The sequence below is a fragment of the Methylobacterium sp. UNC300MFChir4.1 genome, from assembly GCF_900110155.1.
Taxonomy (GTDB): Bacteria; Pseudomonadota; Alphaproteobacteria; order Rhizobiales; family Beijerinckiaceae; genus Methylobacterium.
Map to the genome: position 1 here is coordinate 143,539 of NZ_FOCS01000006.1, position 15,959 is coordinate 159,497.

16 protein-coding genes are annotated in these 15,959 nt (G+C 70.6%); 7 read left to right on the forward strand and 9 right to left on the reverse strand.

The features are described from left to right. The first annotated feature begins 427 nt into the window (after positions 1-427). Both BMY19_RS11050 and BMY19_RS11055 read left to right on the forward strand, forming a co-directional pair. Positions 428-2,125 carry a methyl-accepting chemotaxis protein gene (locus BMY19_RS11050; RefSeq protein ID WP_100251740.1) on the forward strand — a complete coding sequence of 566 codons (1,698 nt, stop codon included), beginning with the start codon at positions 428-430 and terminating at the stop codon, positions 2,123-2,125. A 130-nt stretch (positions 2,126-2,255) separates the two neighbouring features. After that, entirely contained in the window at positions 2,256-2,558 is a 303-nt protein-coding gene (locus BMY19_RS11055) for a hypothetical protein (protein WP_234083300.1), read from the forward strand. Between the two features lie 126 nt (positions 2,559-2,684). Here the strand turns inward: BMY19_RS11055 and BMY19_RS11060 are convergent, their stop codons facing one another. After that, positions 2,685-2,924 carry a hypothetical protein gene (locus BMY19_RS11060; protein ID WP_042674370.1) on the reverse strand — a complete coding sequence of 80 codons (240 nt, stop codon included), beginning with the start codon at positions 2,922-2,924 and terminating at the stop codon, positions 2,685-2,687. Positions 2,925-3,028: 104 nt separating this feature from the next. Then, the gene (locus tag BMY19_RS11065; protein WP_244534893.1) at positions 3,029-4,873 is read right to left on the reverse strand and encodes a hypothetical protein; all 1,845 of its coding nucleotides are present in this window, start codon (positions 4,871-4,873) and stop codon (positions 3,029-3,031) included. A gap of 962 nt (positions 4,874-5,835) precedes the next feature. Here BMY19_RS11065 and BMY19_RS11070 point away from each other — a divergent pair. Further along, the gene (locus BMY19_RS11070) at positions 5,836-6,249 is read left to right on the forward strand and encodes a hypothetical protein (RefSeq protein WP_100251742.1); all 414 of its coding nucleotides are present in this window, start codon (positions 5,836-5,838) and stop codon (positions 6,247-6,249) included. A 212-nt stretch (positions 6,250-6,461) separates the two neighbouring features. On the opposite strand, the gene BMY19_RS11075 is transcribed toward BMY19_RS11070, so the two are convergent. Beyond that, positions 6,462-7,037 (reverse strand): TetR/AcrR family transcriptional regulator, encoded by a 576-nt coding sequence (locus tag BMY19_RS11075; RefSeq protein WP_056530404.1) that lies wholly within the window; start codon positions 7,035-7,037, stop codon positions 6,462-6,464. 207 nt (positions 7,038-7,244) lie between these two features. On the opposite strand from BMY19_RS11075, the gene BMY19_RS11080 reads away from it, so the two are divergent. Next, positions 7,245-7,985 carry a glucose 1-dehydrogenase gene (locus BMY19_RS11080; RefSeq protein ID WP_020094818.1) on the forward strand — a complete coding sequence of 247 codons (741 nt, stop codon included), beginning with the start codon at positions 7,245-7,247 and terminating at the stop codon, positions 7,983-7,985. A gap of 171 nt (positions 7,986-8,156) precedes the next feature. Here BMY19_RS11080 and BMY19_RS11085 read toward each other — a convergent pair whose 3' ends face one another. Together BMY19_RS11085 and BMY19_RS11090 are read right to left on the reverse strand one after the other, a co-directional pair. After that, a complete protein-coding gene (locus tag BMY19_RS11085; RefSeq protein ID WP_042675022.1) occupies positions 8,157-8,666 on the reverse strand; it encodes a lipocalin-like domain-containing protein in 510 nt (169 codons plus the stop codon). A gap of 173 nt (positions 8,667-8,839) precedes the next feature. Then, positions 8,840-9,586: a glucose 1-dehydrogenase gene (locus tag BMY19_RS11090; RefSeq protein ID WP_020094820.1), complete on the reverse strand. Its 747-nt coding sequence runs from the start codon at positions 9,584-9,586 to the stop codon at positions 8,840-8,842. A gap of 106 nt (positions 9,587-9,692) precedes the next feature. Here BMY19_RS11090 and BMY19_RS11095 point away from each other — a divergent pair, with 106 nt between their 5' ends. Further along, positions 9,693-10,049, forward strand: a complete 357-nt coding sequence (locus BMY19_RS11095; protein WP_020094821.1) for an ArsR/SmtB family transcription factor — start codon at positions 9,693-9,695, stop codon at positions 10,047-10,049. Between the two features lie 134 nt (positions 10,050-10,183). Here the strand turns inward: BMY19_RS11095 and BMY19_RS11100 are convergent, their stop codons facing one another. Both BMY19_RS11100 and BMY19_RS11105 read right to left on the reverse strand, forming a co-directional pair. Then, positions 10,184-11,143 carry a UDP-glucuronic acid decarboxylase family protein gene (locus BMY19_RS11100; RefSeq protein WP_020094822.1) on the reverse strand — a complete coding sequence of 320 codons (960 nt, stop codon included), beginning with the start codon at positions 11,141-11,143 and terminating at the stop codon, positions 10,184-10,186. A gap of 18 nt (positions 11,144-11,161) precedes the next feature. Next, positions 11,162-13,036, reverse strand: coding sequence for a hypothetical protein (locus BMY19_RS11105; RefSeq protein ID WP_100251743.1), 1,875 nt, complete (start codon positions 13,034-13,036; stop codon positions 11,162-11,164). Positions 13,037-13,506: 470 nt separating this feature from the next. Here BMY19_RS11105 and BMY19_RS11110 point away from each other — a divergent pair, with 470 nt between their 5' ends. Together BMY19_RS11110 and BMY19_RS11115 are read left to right on the forward strand one after the other, a co-directional pair. Continuing rightward, positions 13,507-14,058 carry a PAS domain-containing protein gene (locus BMY19_RS11110; RefSeq protein WP_244534894.1) on the forward strand — a complete coding sequence of 184 codons (552 nt, stop codon included), beginning with the start codon at positions 13,507-13,509 and terminating at the stop codon, positions 14,056-14,058. 158 nt (positions 14,059-14,216) lie between these two features. Then, the gene (locus BMY19_RS11115; protein WP_020094825.1) at positions 14,217-14,423 is read left to right on the forward strand and encodes a hypothetical protein; all 207 of its coding nucleotides are present in this window, start codon (positions 14,217-14,219) and stop codon (positions 14,421-14,423) included. 119 nt (positions 14,424-14,542) lie between these two features. On the opposite strand, the gene BMY19_RS11120 is transcribed toward BMY19_RS11115, so the two are convergent. Continuing rightward, a complete protein-coding gene (locus BMY19_RS11120; protein WP_100251744.1) occupies positions 14,543-14,911 on the reverse strand; it encodes a response regulator in 369 nt (122 codons plus the stop codon). Positions 14,912-15,547: 636 nt separating this feature from the next. Next, positions 15,548-15,766 carry a DUF6894 family protein gene (locus BMY19_RS11125; protein ID WP_020094827.1) on the reverse strand — a complete coding sequence of 73 codons (219 nt, stop codon included), beginning with the start codon at positions 15,764-15,766 and terminating at the stop codon, positions 15,548-15,550. Between the last annotated feature and the right edge of the window lie 193 nt (positions 15,767-15,959).

Below are 15,959 nucleotides of genomic sequence, written 5' to 3' on the forward strand. Positions count from 1 at the left end.
GGGGTGGCGCCCCATCGCCTCCGCATCCGGGCAGACGGTCCGCCAACGGTCCGAGCCAGCCGCCCGGCTCGCCGGCAGTGCTTCTCCGGTTCGTCCGGATGGTCACCCTCCGACAGCGTCGCTGCGCAAGGGTCGCGACGTTGGAACACCGCCGCGGGAGGTGTCCGTGCGTGCGGTCACGCGCTCGACGGAAGTTTATCCAGTGGTTGTGAAGCACGCTGCGGAACTTTAATCCCGGATGAGCGCGGTTTTTATTGATCACGCTCTGACGCCGAGCGCGCAACCTCAAATCACTATAGGATATCCCCGGCAAGAAGACCGCGATCATTAACCTGCATTTAGTTTAGCACCCGCATCTTGGCTCAACGCCTTCCGCATTGAGCAGCCTGCGGAGCTCTCTGCGATCCTGAACACTGGAGGGGATGTCATGGGTCGGTTTCGCAATTTGCGATTGGGCACCAAGATCGCGATACCGGCCGCCCTACTGCTCGCGACCGCCGTCGGCATCGTCTTCTTCGCGCGGTCGGCGATCGACGAGCTCGAGAAGAACACCCAGCAGATCGTCGACGTGGCCGCCGTTCGCGCCGTCACAGCGCTGCAGATGGCGCTGGCCATGAGCAACGCGACGATCTCCGAGAAGAACATCATCATACAGACCGATCCGGCCACGATGGCTGCCGAGCGTCAGCACTTCCAGCGCGAGCGGACGCTCGCCTACGAGGCGATCGACCGCCTCATCGCCCTCGCGGACACCCCGGCTCGGCATTCGGCGAACGCAGCCATCAAGGTCGATATGGGCGCGTATTTCGCGGCGGCCGACCGCGCCATCGCCCTGGGCATGAAGAACGATGCCGAAGGGGCCCGGACGATCTCGGTCGACGAGGGCCGCCCCGCGCGGGCCAAAGTGCTGGAAGGCGTCCAGATGCGGACCGAGACGAACGCCAGGGAGCTCAGAGCCTCCAGGGACCACGCCGTTGCCGTCGCCGAGCAGATCAAGCTGACGCTCACGGTCATCGCCGCGTCGGGCCTTCTCGTCGCATTCGGGATCCTCGGCGGGATCGTGCTGTTCGGGATCAACCGGCCGCTGGCCAGCCTCGTCGGCGTGCTGCAGCGGATGGCCAGGGGCGAGGTCGACGCCGAGATCGAGGAGGCCGCCCGCGGCGACGAGATCGGTGCCGTCGGCAAGGCGGTCGAGGGCATCAAGGCCATGGTGGCCCAGAAGGCCGCCGAGCAGGCCGAGATCCGGCGCATTGCCGACGCGGCGGCGGCCGTCGAACGCAAGCGGACGATGGTCGAGCTCGCCGACGGTTTCGAGCGCGCGGTCGGCGGGATCATCGGCATGGTCTCGTCCTCGGCCACCGAACTCCAGGCCACGGCGCAGACGATGACGGCGACGGCCACCGAGACGGCTGGCCGGTCGACCACCGTGGCGGCCGCGGCCGAGGAGGCCGCCAGCAACGTCAACACGGTCGCCGCCGCCGCCGAGGAACTCGGCTCCTCGGTTCAGGAGATCGGCCGGCAGGTCGACGGCTCCGCCGACATGGCGCGGGTGGCGGTCAACGAGGCCGACCAGACCAGCGCGCTGGTGCAGGAACTGAGCGCGTCGGTCGCGCGCATCGGCGACGTCGTCGGCATGATCTCGACCATCGCGGGACAGACCAACCTGCTCGCGCTGAATGCCACCATCGAGGCGGCCCGCGCGGGTGCCGCCGGCCGCGGCTTCGCGGTCGTGGCGACGGAGGTGAAGGCTCTGGCCGAGCAGACCGCCAAGGCCACCGAGGAGATCACCGGGCAGATCGCCCGGGTTCAGGCCTCCACCGGTCAGGCCGTATCGGCCATCGGGTCGATCACCGTGCGGATCCAGGAGATCAGCCACGTGGCCACCTCGATCGCCGCGGCCGTGGAGCAGCAGGGCGCGGCGACGCAGGAGATCGTCCGGAACGTCAGCCAGGCCGCGATGGGCACCGGCGAAGTGACCAGCAACATCGCCGGCGTGGCCGGCGCGGCCGAGGAGACGGGCGCCGCGGCGAGCCAGGTTCTGGGAGCGGCTTCCGAGCTGTCGCGCCAATCCGAGCATCTCGCTGCCGAGGTGGGGCGCTTCATGGCCACCGTCCGAGCCGCCTGATTCGGGGGCGACCCGCGACCCCCCGTCCGGCTCATCGCCGGACGGGGCCGTTTCAGGACCGAGATCCGCGAAGGCGGCTCTCGTCCGCCCTGAACCTTCTTCCCGCATCCGGCGTTGAAGACTTCAATCCATGATTGAGGTCCCGATGAAACACCGTACTCTCTTGCGTACTCTCTCGGCCGCTGCGCCGCTCGCGGCCGTCCTCGCCGGGACGGCCTACGCGCAGGCGCCGGCCACCGCGCCGGGCGCGCCGCCGACCTCCTCGGGCGTCGTCACGCCTCAATCGGGCGCGACCGGCGCGCCGGGCGCGGTGACGGGGTCGCCGACCGGGCAAGCCGCCGACACGCGTTCCAACAGCTCCTCAGCCGCGGGCAACGCCAACCAGCCGGAGCGCCCGTCGCCGCAGGGCGGCAGCGGTGGCAGCAGCCGATAGCCGTCGACGATCCGCCGGCACGGCCCCGGTCACGGCCCCGTTGCCGGCGGCCTCTCCCTGAACCGCTCGCGCCGCGCGGCGGCTGCGACACCGGCCATCGCGCTCGGGTCGCGCCGTCGCCGCGCGTCAGGCCTCGTCCTCGGCCGAGCCGGGCCAGGCCGGACCGTGACGCTCCTCGAGTTCGGCTCGGCCGGCTTCAGTGATGCGGTACTCGACGGTCTTCGTGTCCGGATCCGTCCGACCCGTCGCGAGAACCAGTCCCAGGACCTCCATGCGCCGCATGTAGCCGCTGACCTGATAGAAGCGGGCGCCGGTCTGCGCGAGGGTGCGGAGCCGGTAGAGGCTGCCGGGCGGGAGCTTGTACATCGCCCGCCACCGTATCGGTTGTCGGCCCGGACGTCAGTGGGGACAGGTCGGTTCGGCCGGCAGCCCCGCGGGTGCTGGACCGCCGCGCGATGCGCGCGGGTCGTTCACGCGAGGCGGGACGACGCGGCGGATCGGGCCGCGAGCGCCGTCAGGACCGTCCGCCCGTAAGCGGTGGTCGCGAGGCTCGCGCGGAGCTCGCGGTAGAGGTCGTCCCTCCCGAGGCGACAGTCGAGATCGGGGCGCGCCGCGAACCCGTCGAGTTCCTCGAGGATGAGCGCGGCGAAGTCGGCGGGCTCCAGCAGGCCCTCGGCGGCATCGAGGACGCCGTACTCCTCCAGGAATCCGCCACTCAGGGTGATCAGGCCATCCCTGTACCGGATCAGCGCGAAATAGACGCCGAACCGGATCATGGCCCGGTCGCGCCAGCCCGCCTCGGCGATGTAGGTCCTCATCATCACGTCGGTGGAGAAGACCTCGTGCTCCCCGTCGCGCTGGGCGAGGTAGTCGCGGAAGACGTCGTGGGCCGTCGGATCGAGGTGGAGCAGCGCCTGCATGGCCGGTGCCAGCGCACCCTGATCGTCCTCGGGCCCCCAGAGCTGGCGATACAGCTTCCTGGCCTCCACCACCCCCGGCTGGACCGCGAGATAAGTCGTGAGGAGTGCGCGCAGCGCCGGGACCACGGCAACGCGCTCGCGGGCGATGCGCGCGAAGAAGGCCGATTCCGTCATCGCCCGCCCGCCGACCTCGAAGGTCAACGCGAGCACGTCGCCCCGCAGGAGTCCCCCCAGATCCGCTCGGATCCGGCCGGTGAGCGCGTCCAGGGCTTCGGCGATGGCGGCGGCCGAGAACGCCGCGACGGTGACCACCGGCTGCGAGCGCGCCAGGAAGCGCCGGACCGCCGACGCGCTCGGGCCTGCCGACGGCCGGGATCGATAGCCGTCCTCCTCCGGGGTGATCGTCCGGGCGGGCGCCGCGTCGGCGCACCGAGAGCGCGGGATGTAGACGGAGTTGCTGAAGAAGCGGATCTCGACCCGCTCCGCATCCGCCACGTCCGCGAAGGCGGAGACGGCCTTCGCGCCGTCGTAGCGCGCGAAGGAGAAGACGGGCGAGCGCGTGCCGTCCAGGCCGATGCGCTGGAAGTCCGTGGTCCGATCCCAGAAATACCCCGACTTGATCCAGAACGCCCGCTCGTCGGGCTCCCAGGCCACCTCGGTGATCGCGCGCGGAGGCTCGGAGCCGGGCCGCGCGACGAGCGTCGCCGCGCGGGCGACGGGCCCGGTTGTCCAGAGTTCGACGGCCTGTCCGAGGCGGGGAGGGCCGGCGTCCCCCGTATCGGCCGCTGCCTCCGGTGGGCCCCCGCGCGCGGGATCGGAGTGCGGCGTGACGGCGTAGCGGCCGCTGGGGCTGAACCAGTAGGGCTTCACCGCGTCCGGCAGCGGGTCGTAGCGCAGCGTCGCGCCGGCCCGTTCGAGCCGACACAGCCCGTAGGCCGACCCGCCCGGCCCGCACCGGAAGCCGATGAAGGCCAGTCGCCCTCCGGGATCCTCGAACAGCTCACCGTGAATGGTCAGGATGGCCGGCCCGTCCGGGCGCGGCGGATAGGCCTCCTCGGGCGACAGGGACCCGACAGGGCCATCGGCATGCCAGACGAGTCCGCGCCCGTGCTGCAGGATCTCGAGATCCGACGCCCGCAGGACGACGATGTCGTCGAGGTACTGCTCGTCGTTCTTCGGACCATGGCTCCGATAGACCGCGATCCGGTCGGCATCGCGGGTGACGAACAGCTTGTGATTGAAGGGTCCCTCGCCCGGCAGGCGGCGCCGCACGCGATCCCGGCCCGCCCGCCAGTCGATCAGGCAGAGTTCCCCGTCATCGGACAGGCAGACCAGCCCCGCAGCGCCGACCAGGGCGGCGGCCCGGATCGAGGCCTGCGGAAAAGGCAGGATCATGCGCCACCGCCCGCCGTCTTCGACGGCCGCGACCGTGTTGTATCGCTGCTCAGTGCCGGTGATCGCCAAACGGGGCATGCACGATCCTCGTCAGCGCCGGAAGGTTCGGTCGGCGGGCACGCCGCCCTCCGGAGACGCCCGATGGCCGCGGAGAGGGGAGGGCGCTGTGACCCGTATCTCCCCGTGCCTCGCACGGATCGAGGGGCGGGCGGTCGAGCCGGTCCTGCACCGTTGTCGAGATCCCGCCGACGCGTCCCGGACGCTTCCCAAAGACTTCATCCATCTCGCGCAGCGCGCCGGCAGCATCCGTGCCGTCGGCTCCGGGTCCGGCCGCTGTTGCGCCGGAAGAGCACGGGGCTTGTCCATGTCTAGCGCCCTCGTATGGTACCCCGCGCTGCAGCGAACGTCACGGCGCGGCGATGAGCTAGTCCTCTGGACAGGGCCACCGGCTCCGACGATGCCATCGGACAGGTTTGGGCACCGTGGCTCTGTTCTGCTGGCTGCGGTTCGCATGACAGAGGGAGCGCCACCGTGAGGCAACGCCGGCGCGCAGCCGTACGGCCGCAGGGCGCGTGTGACAGGAATGAGGACGGGTTCGGCGCATTCCCGGACGCGATCGTGACGGCTCTGGCGCTCCGCGCGACCGACGGCGGCCCCCGGATCGCCCGAGGCACACGCCTTCGACCATGCGGACAAGGGCTGGCGCTCGACCCGGCGTCGACGAAGACGGGCACATGTCGGGCGACGACAGGCCGCCCGACAGCGCCGGGGGCTTCCACGGCTTCCCGGCCTGGCACGCAGCATCATCGAGCACTCGCCACCGGCCGGATACACGCACGGAACAGAATCCACCCATCATGCAGCAACTCCATGGACGAAGCGTGAGGACATCGAAGGCCATGCGCCGTGAGATCACTTTTCTTACCGTGGCAATTCTAGGGTCTTGTCTTGGAGTCCCTGCGATGGCGCAGGAGATGCGCTGGCAGGAGCGGGAAGGGGACGGTCGCGTCCATCTTGCCTACGAGATTCCGGACAGCGGCGCGCAGAGCCTCGCGCTCACCTGCGACACGCGGGGCGGACAGCTGAGTGTCGACTACTACGACGACAGAGACCGCGCTCGGGACGGCACCCGGGCCGAGGTCGAGTTCGCCTCGGAGGGCGGCACGCTCTCGCTGCCGATGCGGGCGAAACAGCTGGAACTCGACGACCAGATCGTGCTCCAGACCACGACAACGTTGACGCAAGACTGGGTGCGGATCCTGTCCGGCAAGACCCTTCGCGTGACGCTCTCTGGCGACACGCAGCGGATCCCTCTGGCCGGCGCCCGGACCGGTCTCGCTGCCCTGGTCGCGGGCTGCAGCCGTCCTTCGCGATGATTCGCGATGACGCCGGGGATCAGATCGTAGTATAAGTGCCGATCATGCGGAATTCGTCACCGCATTCCATAATGCTTGTTATGCGAATAACTTTCAGCGGCTCGAAGCTTCTCATCGAAGACGGCATCGCCGACTTCCCGCCGGACGCCTGAGGACGCCGCGCGCCCTCCCCCAGACGATCGGGCCGCCGGCGGGCCGCGCGTGCCGAACCGTCACCGGAGCGGACGGTCGCCCTCACCTCCGACGCGCGCGTCCCACCCCGCCATCGTCAGCCGGGCGACGGCCTCGAGCTCCTCCCGGGTCGCGCCGTCGCGGGCCTGGAGCGACATGCCGTTCTGCACCGTGAGCACGAAGCGGGTGAGTGCGGCGACGTCGACGGCGGCGCCGATCTCGCCCGCCGCGACCGCGCGCGCCAGCCGCTCCGCGACCCGTCGGCGCCCCTCGGCGCGGGCCGCGCGCAGCAACGCGCCGAGCTCCGCCTGCCCCTCGCTGCCGGCAGCCGAGAGCGTCACCATGCAGCCGAGCGGCTCGATGCGGCCGCAGGCGCCGGTGAGCGCGGCGGCCGAATCCATCAGGAGCGCCTCGACGGCCCCGCGCGCCGAGGCGGCAGCGTCGAAGTTGGCCCAGACCATCCCGCCGTACCGGTCGCCGTAGTGGCGCAGCGCCTCGGCGTAGAGCGCCTCCTTCGAGCCGAACGCCGCGTAGAGGCTCGGCGACCCGATCCCCATGGCCGCGGTGAGATCCGAGATGGATGTCGCGGCGAAGCCGCGGCGCCAGAACAGCTGCATCGCCTGATCGAGCGCCGCCTCCCGGTCGAAGGCGCGGGGCCGGCCGCGACCGCGGGCGGGCGCGGCCCGGTCCCCTGCCTGATCCCCTGCCTGGTCCCCTGCCTGGATCGAAGCGGATTTTTGCATCGATCGTTATATAAACCGCTTGACCCAGGCCGGCAACGCATCTAGCCATTTCTGTGTCGTTCATTACAGAAAGAGGCGGACGTGAGTGAGCTGGCAGGCAAGCGCGCCCTGGTGACGGGCGCATCACGCGGCATCGGTGCGGCCATCGCCCTGGCGCTCGCGGACCGGGGCGCGGACGTCGCCATCACGTACGAGCGGTCCGCCGAGCGAGCGGCCGAGATCGTCCGCGCCATCGAGGCGAAGGGCCGCCGCGGGCGCGCCATCCAGGCCGACAGCGCCGACGCCGCGGCGGTGAAGCGCTCGGTCGACGAGGCGGCCGAGAGCCTCGGCGGGCTCGACATCCTCGTCAACAACGCCGGCATCGCCCGCGGCGGCCCCGTCGCGGAGATGAGCCTCGCCGACATCGACGCCATCCTGGACGTCAACGTCCGCTCCGTCGTGCTGGCGTCGCAGGCGGCCATCCCGCACCTGAAGGAGGGCGGCCGGATCATCTCCATCGGCTCCTGTCTCGGGGAGCGGGTCCCGTTCCCCGGGGTGACGGTCTACTCCATGTCGAAATCCGCCCTGCTCTCGTTCACGCGGGGTCTGGCGCGCGAACTCGGGCCGCGCGCCGTCACGGTGAACCTCGTGCAGCCGGGATCGACCGACACCGACATGAACCCGTCCGACGGGGCGCAGGCGGACATGCAGCGGGCGATGACCGCCCTCGGCCATTACGGAACGCCGGACGATATCGCGGCCGCGGTGGCCTTCCTGGCGAGCCCGGCCGCGCGCCAGATCACCGGCACCACCCTCACGGTCGACGGCGGCGCCAACGCGTGAACCTCCGCGGCGGACCGCCGGACGCGGGCTCCGTCGCGTCGATCCGCCGATGGCCGCCCCGCCCCCGGTCGGGGCGGCCCTCCTGCGCGGCCCTCCTGCGCGGCCCTCCTGCGCGGCCCTCCTGCGCGGCCCTCCCGGGCCGAAGCCCCGGGTCGCGCGCACGGCTCCGGCTCAGCGGACGCGCTCCCACGTGATGGCGATCCGCGTGCCGTCCGGGCGCCGGAAGCTCTCGCTCAGCCGGTCCCCTTCGACGGTCAGGCGAAGCTGCTCGGTCGTGCGCACGTCGCCGACCCAGTTCGGGAAGGTCGAGCCCTCGACGCGGTTGCCGCTGAACGCGCCGTCGGCGTCCACCGTGTAGGTGCCGAAGAACCCGATGCTGCCAGCCATGGCCGCCCGGTTCTCCTCCGCGGTCCCCTGACCGCGCGCGCTCGAGGCGAACCGGGGAATGTCGGCGTCCGTGAGCACCTCGACGAAGTGCATGTCGCGCGTGAACACCAGCAGCCCGCTCGGGCGCGCGCCGTAGGCCGGCGCGTTGCGCCCCTCCGGATCGAGCCGCGCGGACACCATGCGCCACGTCCCCAGCACTTGGTTGGCGGGCTCGGCTCTGGCGGTCGATGCCGCCGCGAGCGCTGTCACGAGCGCCGCCGCGAGCACGGCCAGTCCCCATCTCGATCGGATCATCCCTCCCCTCCCCTTCTGCCTGCGGCAGGCACCGCGACCGACATGGACGGCGCGGCGCTCCACCCTAGCCGCCCCCGTGGACGAAGGCGCCGTCGTCGTCGCGTCGTTGTCTCCGCGACGCTGCCCCGGCACGCGGTCGGGCACCGACACGCGCGCAGGGGCAGCACCGTGGATCAGCGGATGCCGCCGCTGGCCGTGATGTTCTCGCCGGTGAGCCAGCGCGCGTCGTCCGAGGCGAGGAAGGCCACGACGGTGGCGATGTCGTCCGGCTCACCGGCCCGGCCGAGGGGCGTCTGCGCGACCATCCCGGCCTCCATCTCCGAGCCGGAGATCCCGGCCGCGTGCGTGCCCTCGGTGACCACGTAGCCCGGGCTGACGACGTTCACGCGGATCTTGCGCGGCGCCAGCTCGTTGGCTAGCACCCCCGAAATGGCGTTCACCGCCCCCTTGGTCCCCGCGTAGACCGCCGCCGCCGGCGTGTGGACGTGCGTGATCGCCGAGGAGACGTTCACGATGCTCCCGCCCTCGCCGAGATGCTTCGCCGCCGCCCGCGTCGCCAGCAGGACGCCGAGCACGTTGACGTCGAACTGGCGGCGGTAGTGTTCCTCGGTGACCTCCTCGATCGCCGCGAACTCGTAGACGCCGGAATTGTTGACCAGCACGTCGAGCCGCCCGAACGCGCGGATCGCGGCCTCGATCACATCCTGCGCCTCGGACGCTCGGGACACGTCGCCCTGGGCCGCGACGGCCCTGCCGCCGGCGGACGTGATCGCGGCCACGACGGCGTCGGCCCCTGCCCTGCTGGACGCGTAGTTCACCACCACGGCGGCGCCGTCCCGCGCCAGCGCCTTGGCGATCCCCGCACCGATGCCCTTCGATGCGCCGGTCACGACGGCGACCTTGCCCGCAAGCTTCGACATGTGTCCTATCTCCGGCATGGGCCGGCCGCGGGATGGCGGCCTGAGTCCCATAGTTCGGAACTTCGGAACTAACGGAGCGTCGTTCAAGACCCCATATGGACGAAAGATGAGACCGCTGTTTCACCCCGCCATCGAGGACGTGCGACCCGAGGCCATCCTGCACGCTCTCGCCGACCCGAGCCGCGCGGCCATCTTCGCCAGGATCATGCGGGCGGGATGCGTCGAGGCCTGCTCGGCCGTGTCGGCGCTCGGGGACCGCGTCATCCCGAAATCCTCGTTGTCCAACCACTTCAAGGTCCTGCGCGAGGCCGGGTTGATCCGCAGCGAGCGTCACGGCGTCGAGGTGCGCAACCATTCCCGCTGGGCCGAGGTGGAGGCGCGCTTTCCCGGCCTGCTGATGGGCATCATCAACGCCTACGCGGCGGAGGCCGGCCCCGCCGCAGAGGCCGCCGGACCGCGATAGGGGCCAGGCCCGGGTCGGCCGCCGCGGACGCCCCGAGCGCGCACGGCCGCTCGCCCGGAGCGGGCGGCGGTCGGTCAGGACCGATCCCGCCGAGACACGGCGGGACGGCCAATCTCGCCGTCACGCGCGCCGGATCAGCGCGGCCCGATCGGCTCCGAGGCCAGCAGCGTCTCGAAATACGCGATGGTTCTCATGAGCCCGTCCCGCAACGGCACGGTCGGGCGCCAGTCGAGGAGTTGCGCGGCCAGGGCGATGTCGGGCCGCCTCTGGCGCGGGTCGTCCACCGGCAGCGGGGCGTGCACGAGCTTCGAGCGCGAGCCCGACAAGTCGACGACGAGTTCGGCGAGCTGCCGGATGGTGAACTCGTCCGAGTTTCCCAGATTGACGGGGCCGGTGATCTCCGCGTCGGTGGCCATCATCGCCTGCAGCCCCAGGACCAGGTCGTCGACGTAGCAGAACGAGCGGGTTTGATGCCCTTCGCCGAAGATCGTGATCGGCGCGCCGCGCAGGGCCTGGACGACGAAGTTGGAGACGACCCGGCCGTCGCTGGGATGCATGCGCGGGCCGTAGGTGTTGAAGATCCGCACCACCTTGATCGGGACGCGGTGCTGTCGGTGATAGTCGAAGAACAGGGTCTCGGCGCAGCGCTTGCCCTCGTCGTAGCAGGAGCGCGGGCCGAGGGGATTGACGTTCCCCCAGTAGCCCTCGGGCTGCGGATGCACGAGCGGATCCCCGTAAACCTCCGAGGTCGAGGCCTGGAGGATCGGCACGCGGAGCCGCTTCGCCAGCCCCAGCATGTTGATCGCCCCCATGACGCTGGTCTTGGTCGTCTGGACCGGGTCGAACTGGTAGTGGATCGGGGATGCCGGGCAGGCGAGATTGTAGATCCGATCCACCTCGACGAAGAGCGGGTGCGTGACGTCGTGCCGTATGAGCTCGAAGCGCGGATTGTCGAACAGGTGGGCGATATTGCTCTTCCGGCCCGTGAAGAAATTGTCGACGCAGAGCACCTCGTGGCCCTGCTCCAGCAGGCGCTCGCTGAGGTGCGAGCCGATGAAGCCGCCGCCGCCGGTGATCAGGATCCGATCGCTCATCCGTGATGCTCCCGGTGCTCAGAGCCTGGCCGCGTCGGTGGCGGCGCGGGTCCCGAAGAGGGTGAGCCGTCTCAGCCAGTGCGGGCGCGCGGCGCGCCGCTCGGGCAGGTTCCGCTCGACGAAGCTGGCGAACTCTTCGAGGTCGAGATCGAAATCCTCGCGCTCCCGGCTGCCGGGGACATGCAGGGCGTTGGTCGAGGTGTCGAGGTCCGTCACCCGCTCGGCGGGGAAGTAGTGACAGGCCGACACGTTCTCGCGAAAGATCTCGGTGTCGTAGATGCGCAGATCGTCCTTCCCGCTGAGCACGGATCGGCTCGATATGACGCATCCGGGCGCGTTGGCGACCCACTTATACTTGGCGAGCCCGGCCCCGAAATGCGTCACGAACAGGTCGGTGTGGAGCGCGGCCACGAGGCTCGCCCCCATCGAGCAGGGCACGAGCGGCAGCAACTCCACGTTGGAGACATCGGCGACCCGTGCGCGGAGCGCCCCGATCAGGTCGAGCTCCTTCCGGACGATGGACGGCACGGTCCCCTCCGCGGGCACGAGGCTCTCGCAGTAGCTCTCGACGTAGCCGCCCGCAGTGCCCGCGAGCGTGTTGTGCCCGTCGACGATGACGAGGAATCTCTCGCCGCGCCGCCGGCCGAGGCGTCGGATCAGCGCCACGTAGCCGTCGAGCTGCCGGACCCACTGGCGGTTCTCCAGGCGCAGCCCGATCAGGACGATCGTGGCCCGGCGCGCCGCGTCCGTCAGGCGGGCATCGAGCGCGGGTTCCGCGCTCCGCGCCAGGGCCGCGAGACGATCCGCCAGTCGCTGGCTCACACGGTAGGACCGGAAGGGCAGGAAGGTCGCCGCGCCGGCGACGGCAGCCTGCAGCAGGGGCAGCGGGCCTTCGATCCCGCGATACACCTGCCCGGCGAGCTCCGGGAAGACGGCGTCGACCGGGGAGATCGGCTCGTTGCAGCTCGCGAACAGGAACACCGCCGGCGCGCGACCGAGCGACAGCACGTCGTCGACCGCGGCCAGCTCGTTCCAGATGGCGTGACTGATGTGCGCGTGCTCGAAGACCACCCCGACGCGCGTCGACCGCGCCGCGCCGTCGATCAGCGCCGGCAGGAGGTACTGCCGCCACAACCGCACCTGCACCAGGGTCGCGGCGTCGAAACCGACGCTTCCCAGGTTCGGCCGGGCGTAGGCCGTGTTCGCGCGAACGTCCAGCAGGGCCGATGCGAGGCGCGAGTTCTTGCCGATCAGCGTGCACAGCGTCTCGTTCCGGTCCGCCGCGTAGCCGACAAAGCGGAAGCCCGGCATGGGCAGGTAGATCGAGAAGCGCAGATCGCCGCCGTCCGGATGGGCCGTCTCCTGGCCGCCGCGCGCGACGATCGCCTTCGTCACCAGTTCGGGCAGGTGGGGCGGAGCCCCCGCCGGTGCGGCGTTGAGGCGTGCCAGCGCCGCGTGCATCGCCTGCGCCCGCGGATCGGAACCGCCGCTCGTGACGACCCGGACAGCGTGCTCCGGGCTCGCGGCAGCCGCGCGCGCGAGGGCTTCGATCAGGAGGTGGAGATCCTCGATCATGGCCCGCGTGTTCGACGCGTCGCCGTCGTCGGTGTGGAGCGCCTCGGCCTGCCAGTCGAGCGGCCCGGCGCCGTCCCACGGCGCGGCGAGAAAGTCCGCAGCGCAGGACGCCAGCGGTGTGCCGTCCGAGTTGAGGAATCGGAACGCGCGCGCGTCGTTCGGACCCAGGAGCGCGACCACCGTGGCGCGCCCGCCGAGATCGATCAGACCCAGGACATCCCAGTCGGGCTCCGTCGGGGCAGGCGCGACGAGCCGACCATCGCGGCTCGCGACCGCCTCGCCCGATCGCTGCAGCCTGCGGGTGTGGCGGATGATCATGGGCGCCCGTCCTCGATAGCTCCGTCCGGGTTTGTCGAAGTTCGGGCGTTGCCACAAGGAGGCCCTTGGGCGCGCCCCCGGAACAGGCCGATCCGATCGGATGCGCCCGACGCGCCCGCAGCGGACCCGCGTCCCGTCGACGGGGTGACGGCGGCCCACGATAACCTGTGCCACGAACATAGCAGAGCGGGGGGCCGCGGCGCGCTTCGATCGATGACGGCGCTGTCGGGTCGCCGGGAGCACTGACACATTGTTGCGGCGGCGCCGAGGAGTTCTTGCCGCGCGTCGCGCCGATCCTGGCCGACACGATCTGCTGCAGAGAGTTGTATATCTGCGGATCACACCGATACTAGAAGTTGCTAAATTTCCGGCACGGGCGGTATGATACTGGTACCGAACATCGATTTTGGTATATCGCTACCAGAGATCGGGTTTGTGCGAACCGATTTGCGCCGGAGGAGGCCAGGCTGTTGCAGACTACGGCTGATCTTGCATTGCGCGCCGCCGGCTATGTCGGCGCCTGGACAGCGGACGTGTCGGCGGGACAATCCCTCCTCGACGAGGGGACGGCGGCGCTGCTCGCCGGGGATGCGACCCTGGCCGGGCGCCCGCTGCCCATCGAGATCGCCCTTCGATGCACCCATCCGGACGATCGCGACTGGGTCTTCGCGCGCATCGCCCGGGTGCGCCGGACCGGCGGCCCCGTCTCGGCCGAGTACCGCGTCCTCACGGACGGCGGCGAGGTTCGATGGGTTCTCGACCGTGGCAGCCTCACGCCCGATCCGGCGGGACGGATGCGCGGTCGCGGCATCATCATCGACACCACGGACAGTCACCGCGGCCCCTTCCTTCCGAGCGCGGCGGGCGATCTGCCGGCGGACGACCCGATGGTCATCGCGGTCGATCACCTCCTGCAGGCGCGCGCGGCGATCGTCGCGATGGGCCACCAGCGGCTGCAACAGGTGTCGGATCTGGCGCTGTTCGAGGTCGGGCGAGCGCTGGCGCGGCGCGCTCGGGCGTAGCCGGACGGTCCTGCCCGCGGGACGCCGGCGCGGATCTCCCCGGATCGCCACGGACGCGAGTCAGTGTTCGAGGGCGTGTGCCGGAGCACGGTCGGCGGCCTCGGCCCGTGAGAGCTTACCGACAGGCCGAGAGATCAGTATTCCCGGTGGAGGCTCCGATGGCTGATGCTGCGATCCGCGAGACGATACACCTCGACGAAGGCGACGTGATTGTCCTGCTCCCCGGCAACTTGTCCCCGGCCAGCATCGGCCTGCTCCAGGCCAAGCTCGACGGTTTGGCCGCGGACCTGAACGCGCGGTGCCTGGAGGAAAGCCGCGCTTCCCTCTCGGGATTGGCCGGGCTGGCCGCCTTCCTCGCGAGCTGAGGCCGCCCAGACAGCGCAGCACGGGCCGTTCTCGACCGTGCTGCGACGGCTGGAGGACAGGTGTCGCCGGTCGAGACAGCCGCGACATGCCCCCTCGCCCGACCCGGTCGGGAGCGGCCCTAGTGCAGGTGCAGGGCCTTGAGCGCCTTGCGCACCAGTTTCTCCCCGCAGGGCTTGGCGATGAAATGGGCCTCCTCGGGCAGCGCGGTCGCCTCGCGCGGATCGCAGCCCGAGCAGACGATGATCCGGGTCTCCGGCCAGCGTACCCGGACGGCGTGCGCGAGCGCGCGGCCGTCCATCGTGCCGGGCATGTTGATGTCGGTGTAGAGCAGGACGGCCCCGTCACATGCCTCCAGATGCTGGAGCGCGCCCTGGGCGTGTTCCGCCTCCAGCACCTCGAACCCCAACGCCGTCAGCATGTCCGCCGCGACGAGCCGGCTGAACTCTTCGTCCTCGGCGAGGACGGCGATGGGGCGAGGTCCTGACATGCAGCGGCAACTGCATCGCCGGGTCGCCTGTTTCAGCGTGGCCGGGGATTTTCCGACGCCTGCGACCCTTTCGACAGATCCGGCTCGCCGGCGGCGCTGTCGACCTCCCGACCGCGCACGCGGCGCACGAGGCCAACCCTGCGCGACCCCAGCCGGACGCTTCGGTCACCGATCCGGCAAGTCATCGCCGCGCTTGCCGGGCTTCCGGGCGCCGTCGCCGAGATCAGCGTGTGCCGCCGCAGCCTCGTCCTCGACCGATGCGGCACGCGCCTCCAGTGCCGCGCCGACCTGTCCAGGCGAATACCTGACTCAGCCGGCCTCGCGGCCGCCGAAATATGTGCCTCGTCTGCGAGAGACTTCATATCCGGAAGTCGCCCATCGAGCCGGGTGCCCCTGTCGACGTAGAAGCGGCCGCGTCCTGTAGGGCGAAACCTGACTTATGATGCTTGCAACGGTTTGCTACGGCTGATGGTTACTGCTCGCGAAAAGCGTGGAGAGCTCGATGTACGCCTCGGTGCTGGGTGGTCCGGAGATAGCGGTTGAGCCTCCGGGTGCCGGTCCGCCGCCTGAGGCGATCACCCTCCGCGAACACATCCGCCTGATCCTGCGCAAGCTCCCGCGCCCCGCGCCCAGCGCTCAGTACAGCTGAAGGGAACGAAGCACGACACCGTCGGTGGTGTGGATCTCCACGCACCAGCGCTCGTCCGGATCGGGCAACTCGCCCCGTGCGTGCATCTCGGCGATCAGCTGCGTCGCCTCGGCCACGGCGATCTCGATCGAGTTTGCCAGCACGCCCTCCTCGTCCTCGATGACCTCGTCCGGCCCCCTCAGGCGGAAATGGTACCGCTCTACCATGTCGCTCCTGCTCACGCCGTCGGCACGGCATGCCGACCGCGCGAGGGTAGCATCGAATGGCCGGATAAAGCCAAGCTGGCATGCCAAGTCGGGGCCGACCGTGGCGAGATCCGCCCTGGGCGGTGCAGGTTCCCGCCTGTGATCTGCGAGGATGTCGGGGGCAAGGCCGGTGCGCGCCGACGCAGGTTGTTGC

Coding starts and splice junctions, on each gene's coding strand:
- BMY19_RS11115 (WP_020094825.1), top strand. CDS start 14,217: ATGGCTGATGCTGCGATCCGCGAGACGATACACCTCGACGAAGGCGAC.
- BMY19_RS11060 (WP_042674370.1), bottom strand. CDS start 2,924: ATGTACAAGCTCCCGCCCGGCAGCCTCTACCGGCTCCGCACCCTCGCG.
- BMY19_RS11070 (WP_100251742.1), top strand. CDS start 5,836: ATGGCGCAGGAGATGCGCTGGCAGGAGCGGGAAGGGGACGGTCGCGTC.
- BMY19_RS11125 (WP_020094827.1), bottom strand. CDS start 15,766: ATGGTAGAGCGGTACCATTTCCGCCTGAGGGGGCCGGACGAGGTCATC.
- BMY19_RS11050 (WP_100251740.1), top strand. CDS start 428: ATGGGTCGGTTTCGCAATTTGCGATTGGGCACCAAGATCGCGATACCG.
- BMY19_RS11095 (WP_020094821.1), top strand. CDS start 9,693: ATGAGACCGCTGTTTCACCCCGCCATCGAGGACGTGCGACCCGAGGCC.
- BMY19_RS11065 (WP_244534893.1), bottom strand. CDS start 4,873: ATGATCCTGCCTTTTCCGCAGGCCTCGATCCGGGCCGCCGCCCTGGTC.
- BMY19_RS11055 (WP_234083300.1), top strand. CDS start 2,256: ATGATTGAGGTCCCGATGAAACACCGTACTCTCTTGCGTACTCTCTCG.
- BMY19_RS11105 (WP_100251743.1), bottom strand. CDS start 13,036: ATGATCATCCGCCACACCCGCAGGCTGCAGCGATCGGGCGAGGCGGTC.
- BMY19_RS11100 (WP_020094822.1), bottom strand. CDS start 11,143: ATGAGCGATCGGATCCTGATCACCGGCGGCGGCGGCTTCATCGGCTCG.
- BMY19_RS11120 (WP_100251744.1), bottom strand. CDS start 14,911: ATGTCAGGACCTCGCCCCATCGCCGTCCTCGCCGAGGACGAAGAGTTC.
- BMY19_RS11075 (WP_056530404.1), bottom strand. CDS start 7,037: ATGCAGCTGTTCTGGCGCCGCGGCTTCGCCGCGACATCCATCTCGGAT.
- BMY19_RS11085 (WP_042675022.1), bottom strand. CDS start 8,666: ATGATCCGATCGAGATGGGGACTGGCCGTGCTCGCGGCGGCGCTCGTG.
- BMY19_RS11090 (WP_020094820.1), bottom strand. CDS start 9,586: ATGTCGAAGCTTGCGGGCAAGGTCGCCGTCGTGACCGGCGCATCGAAG.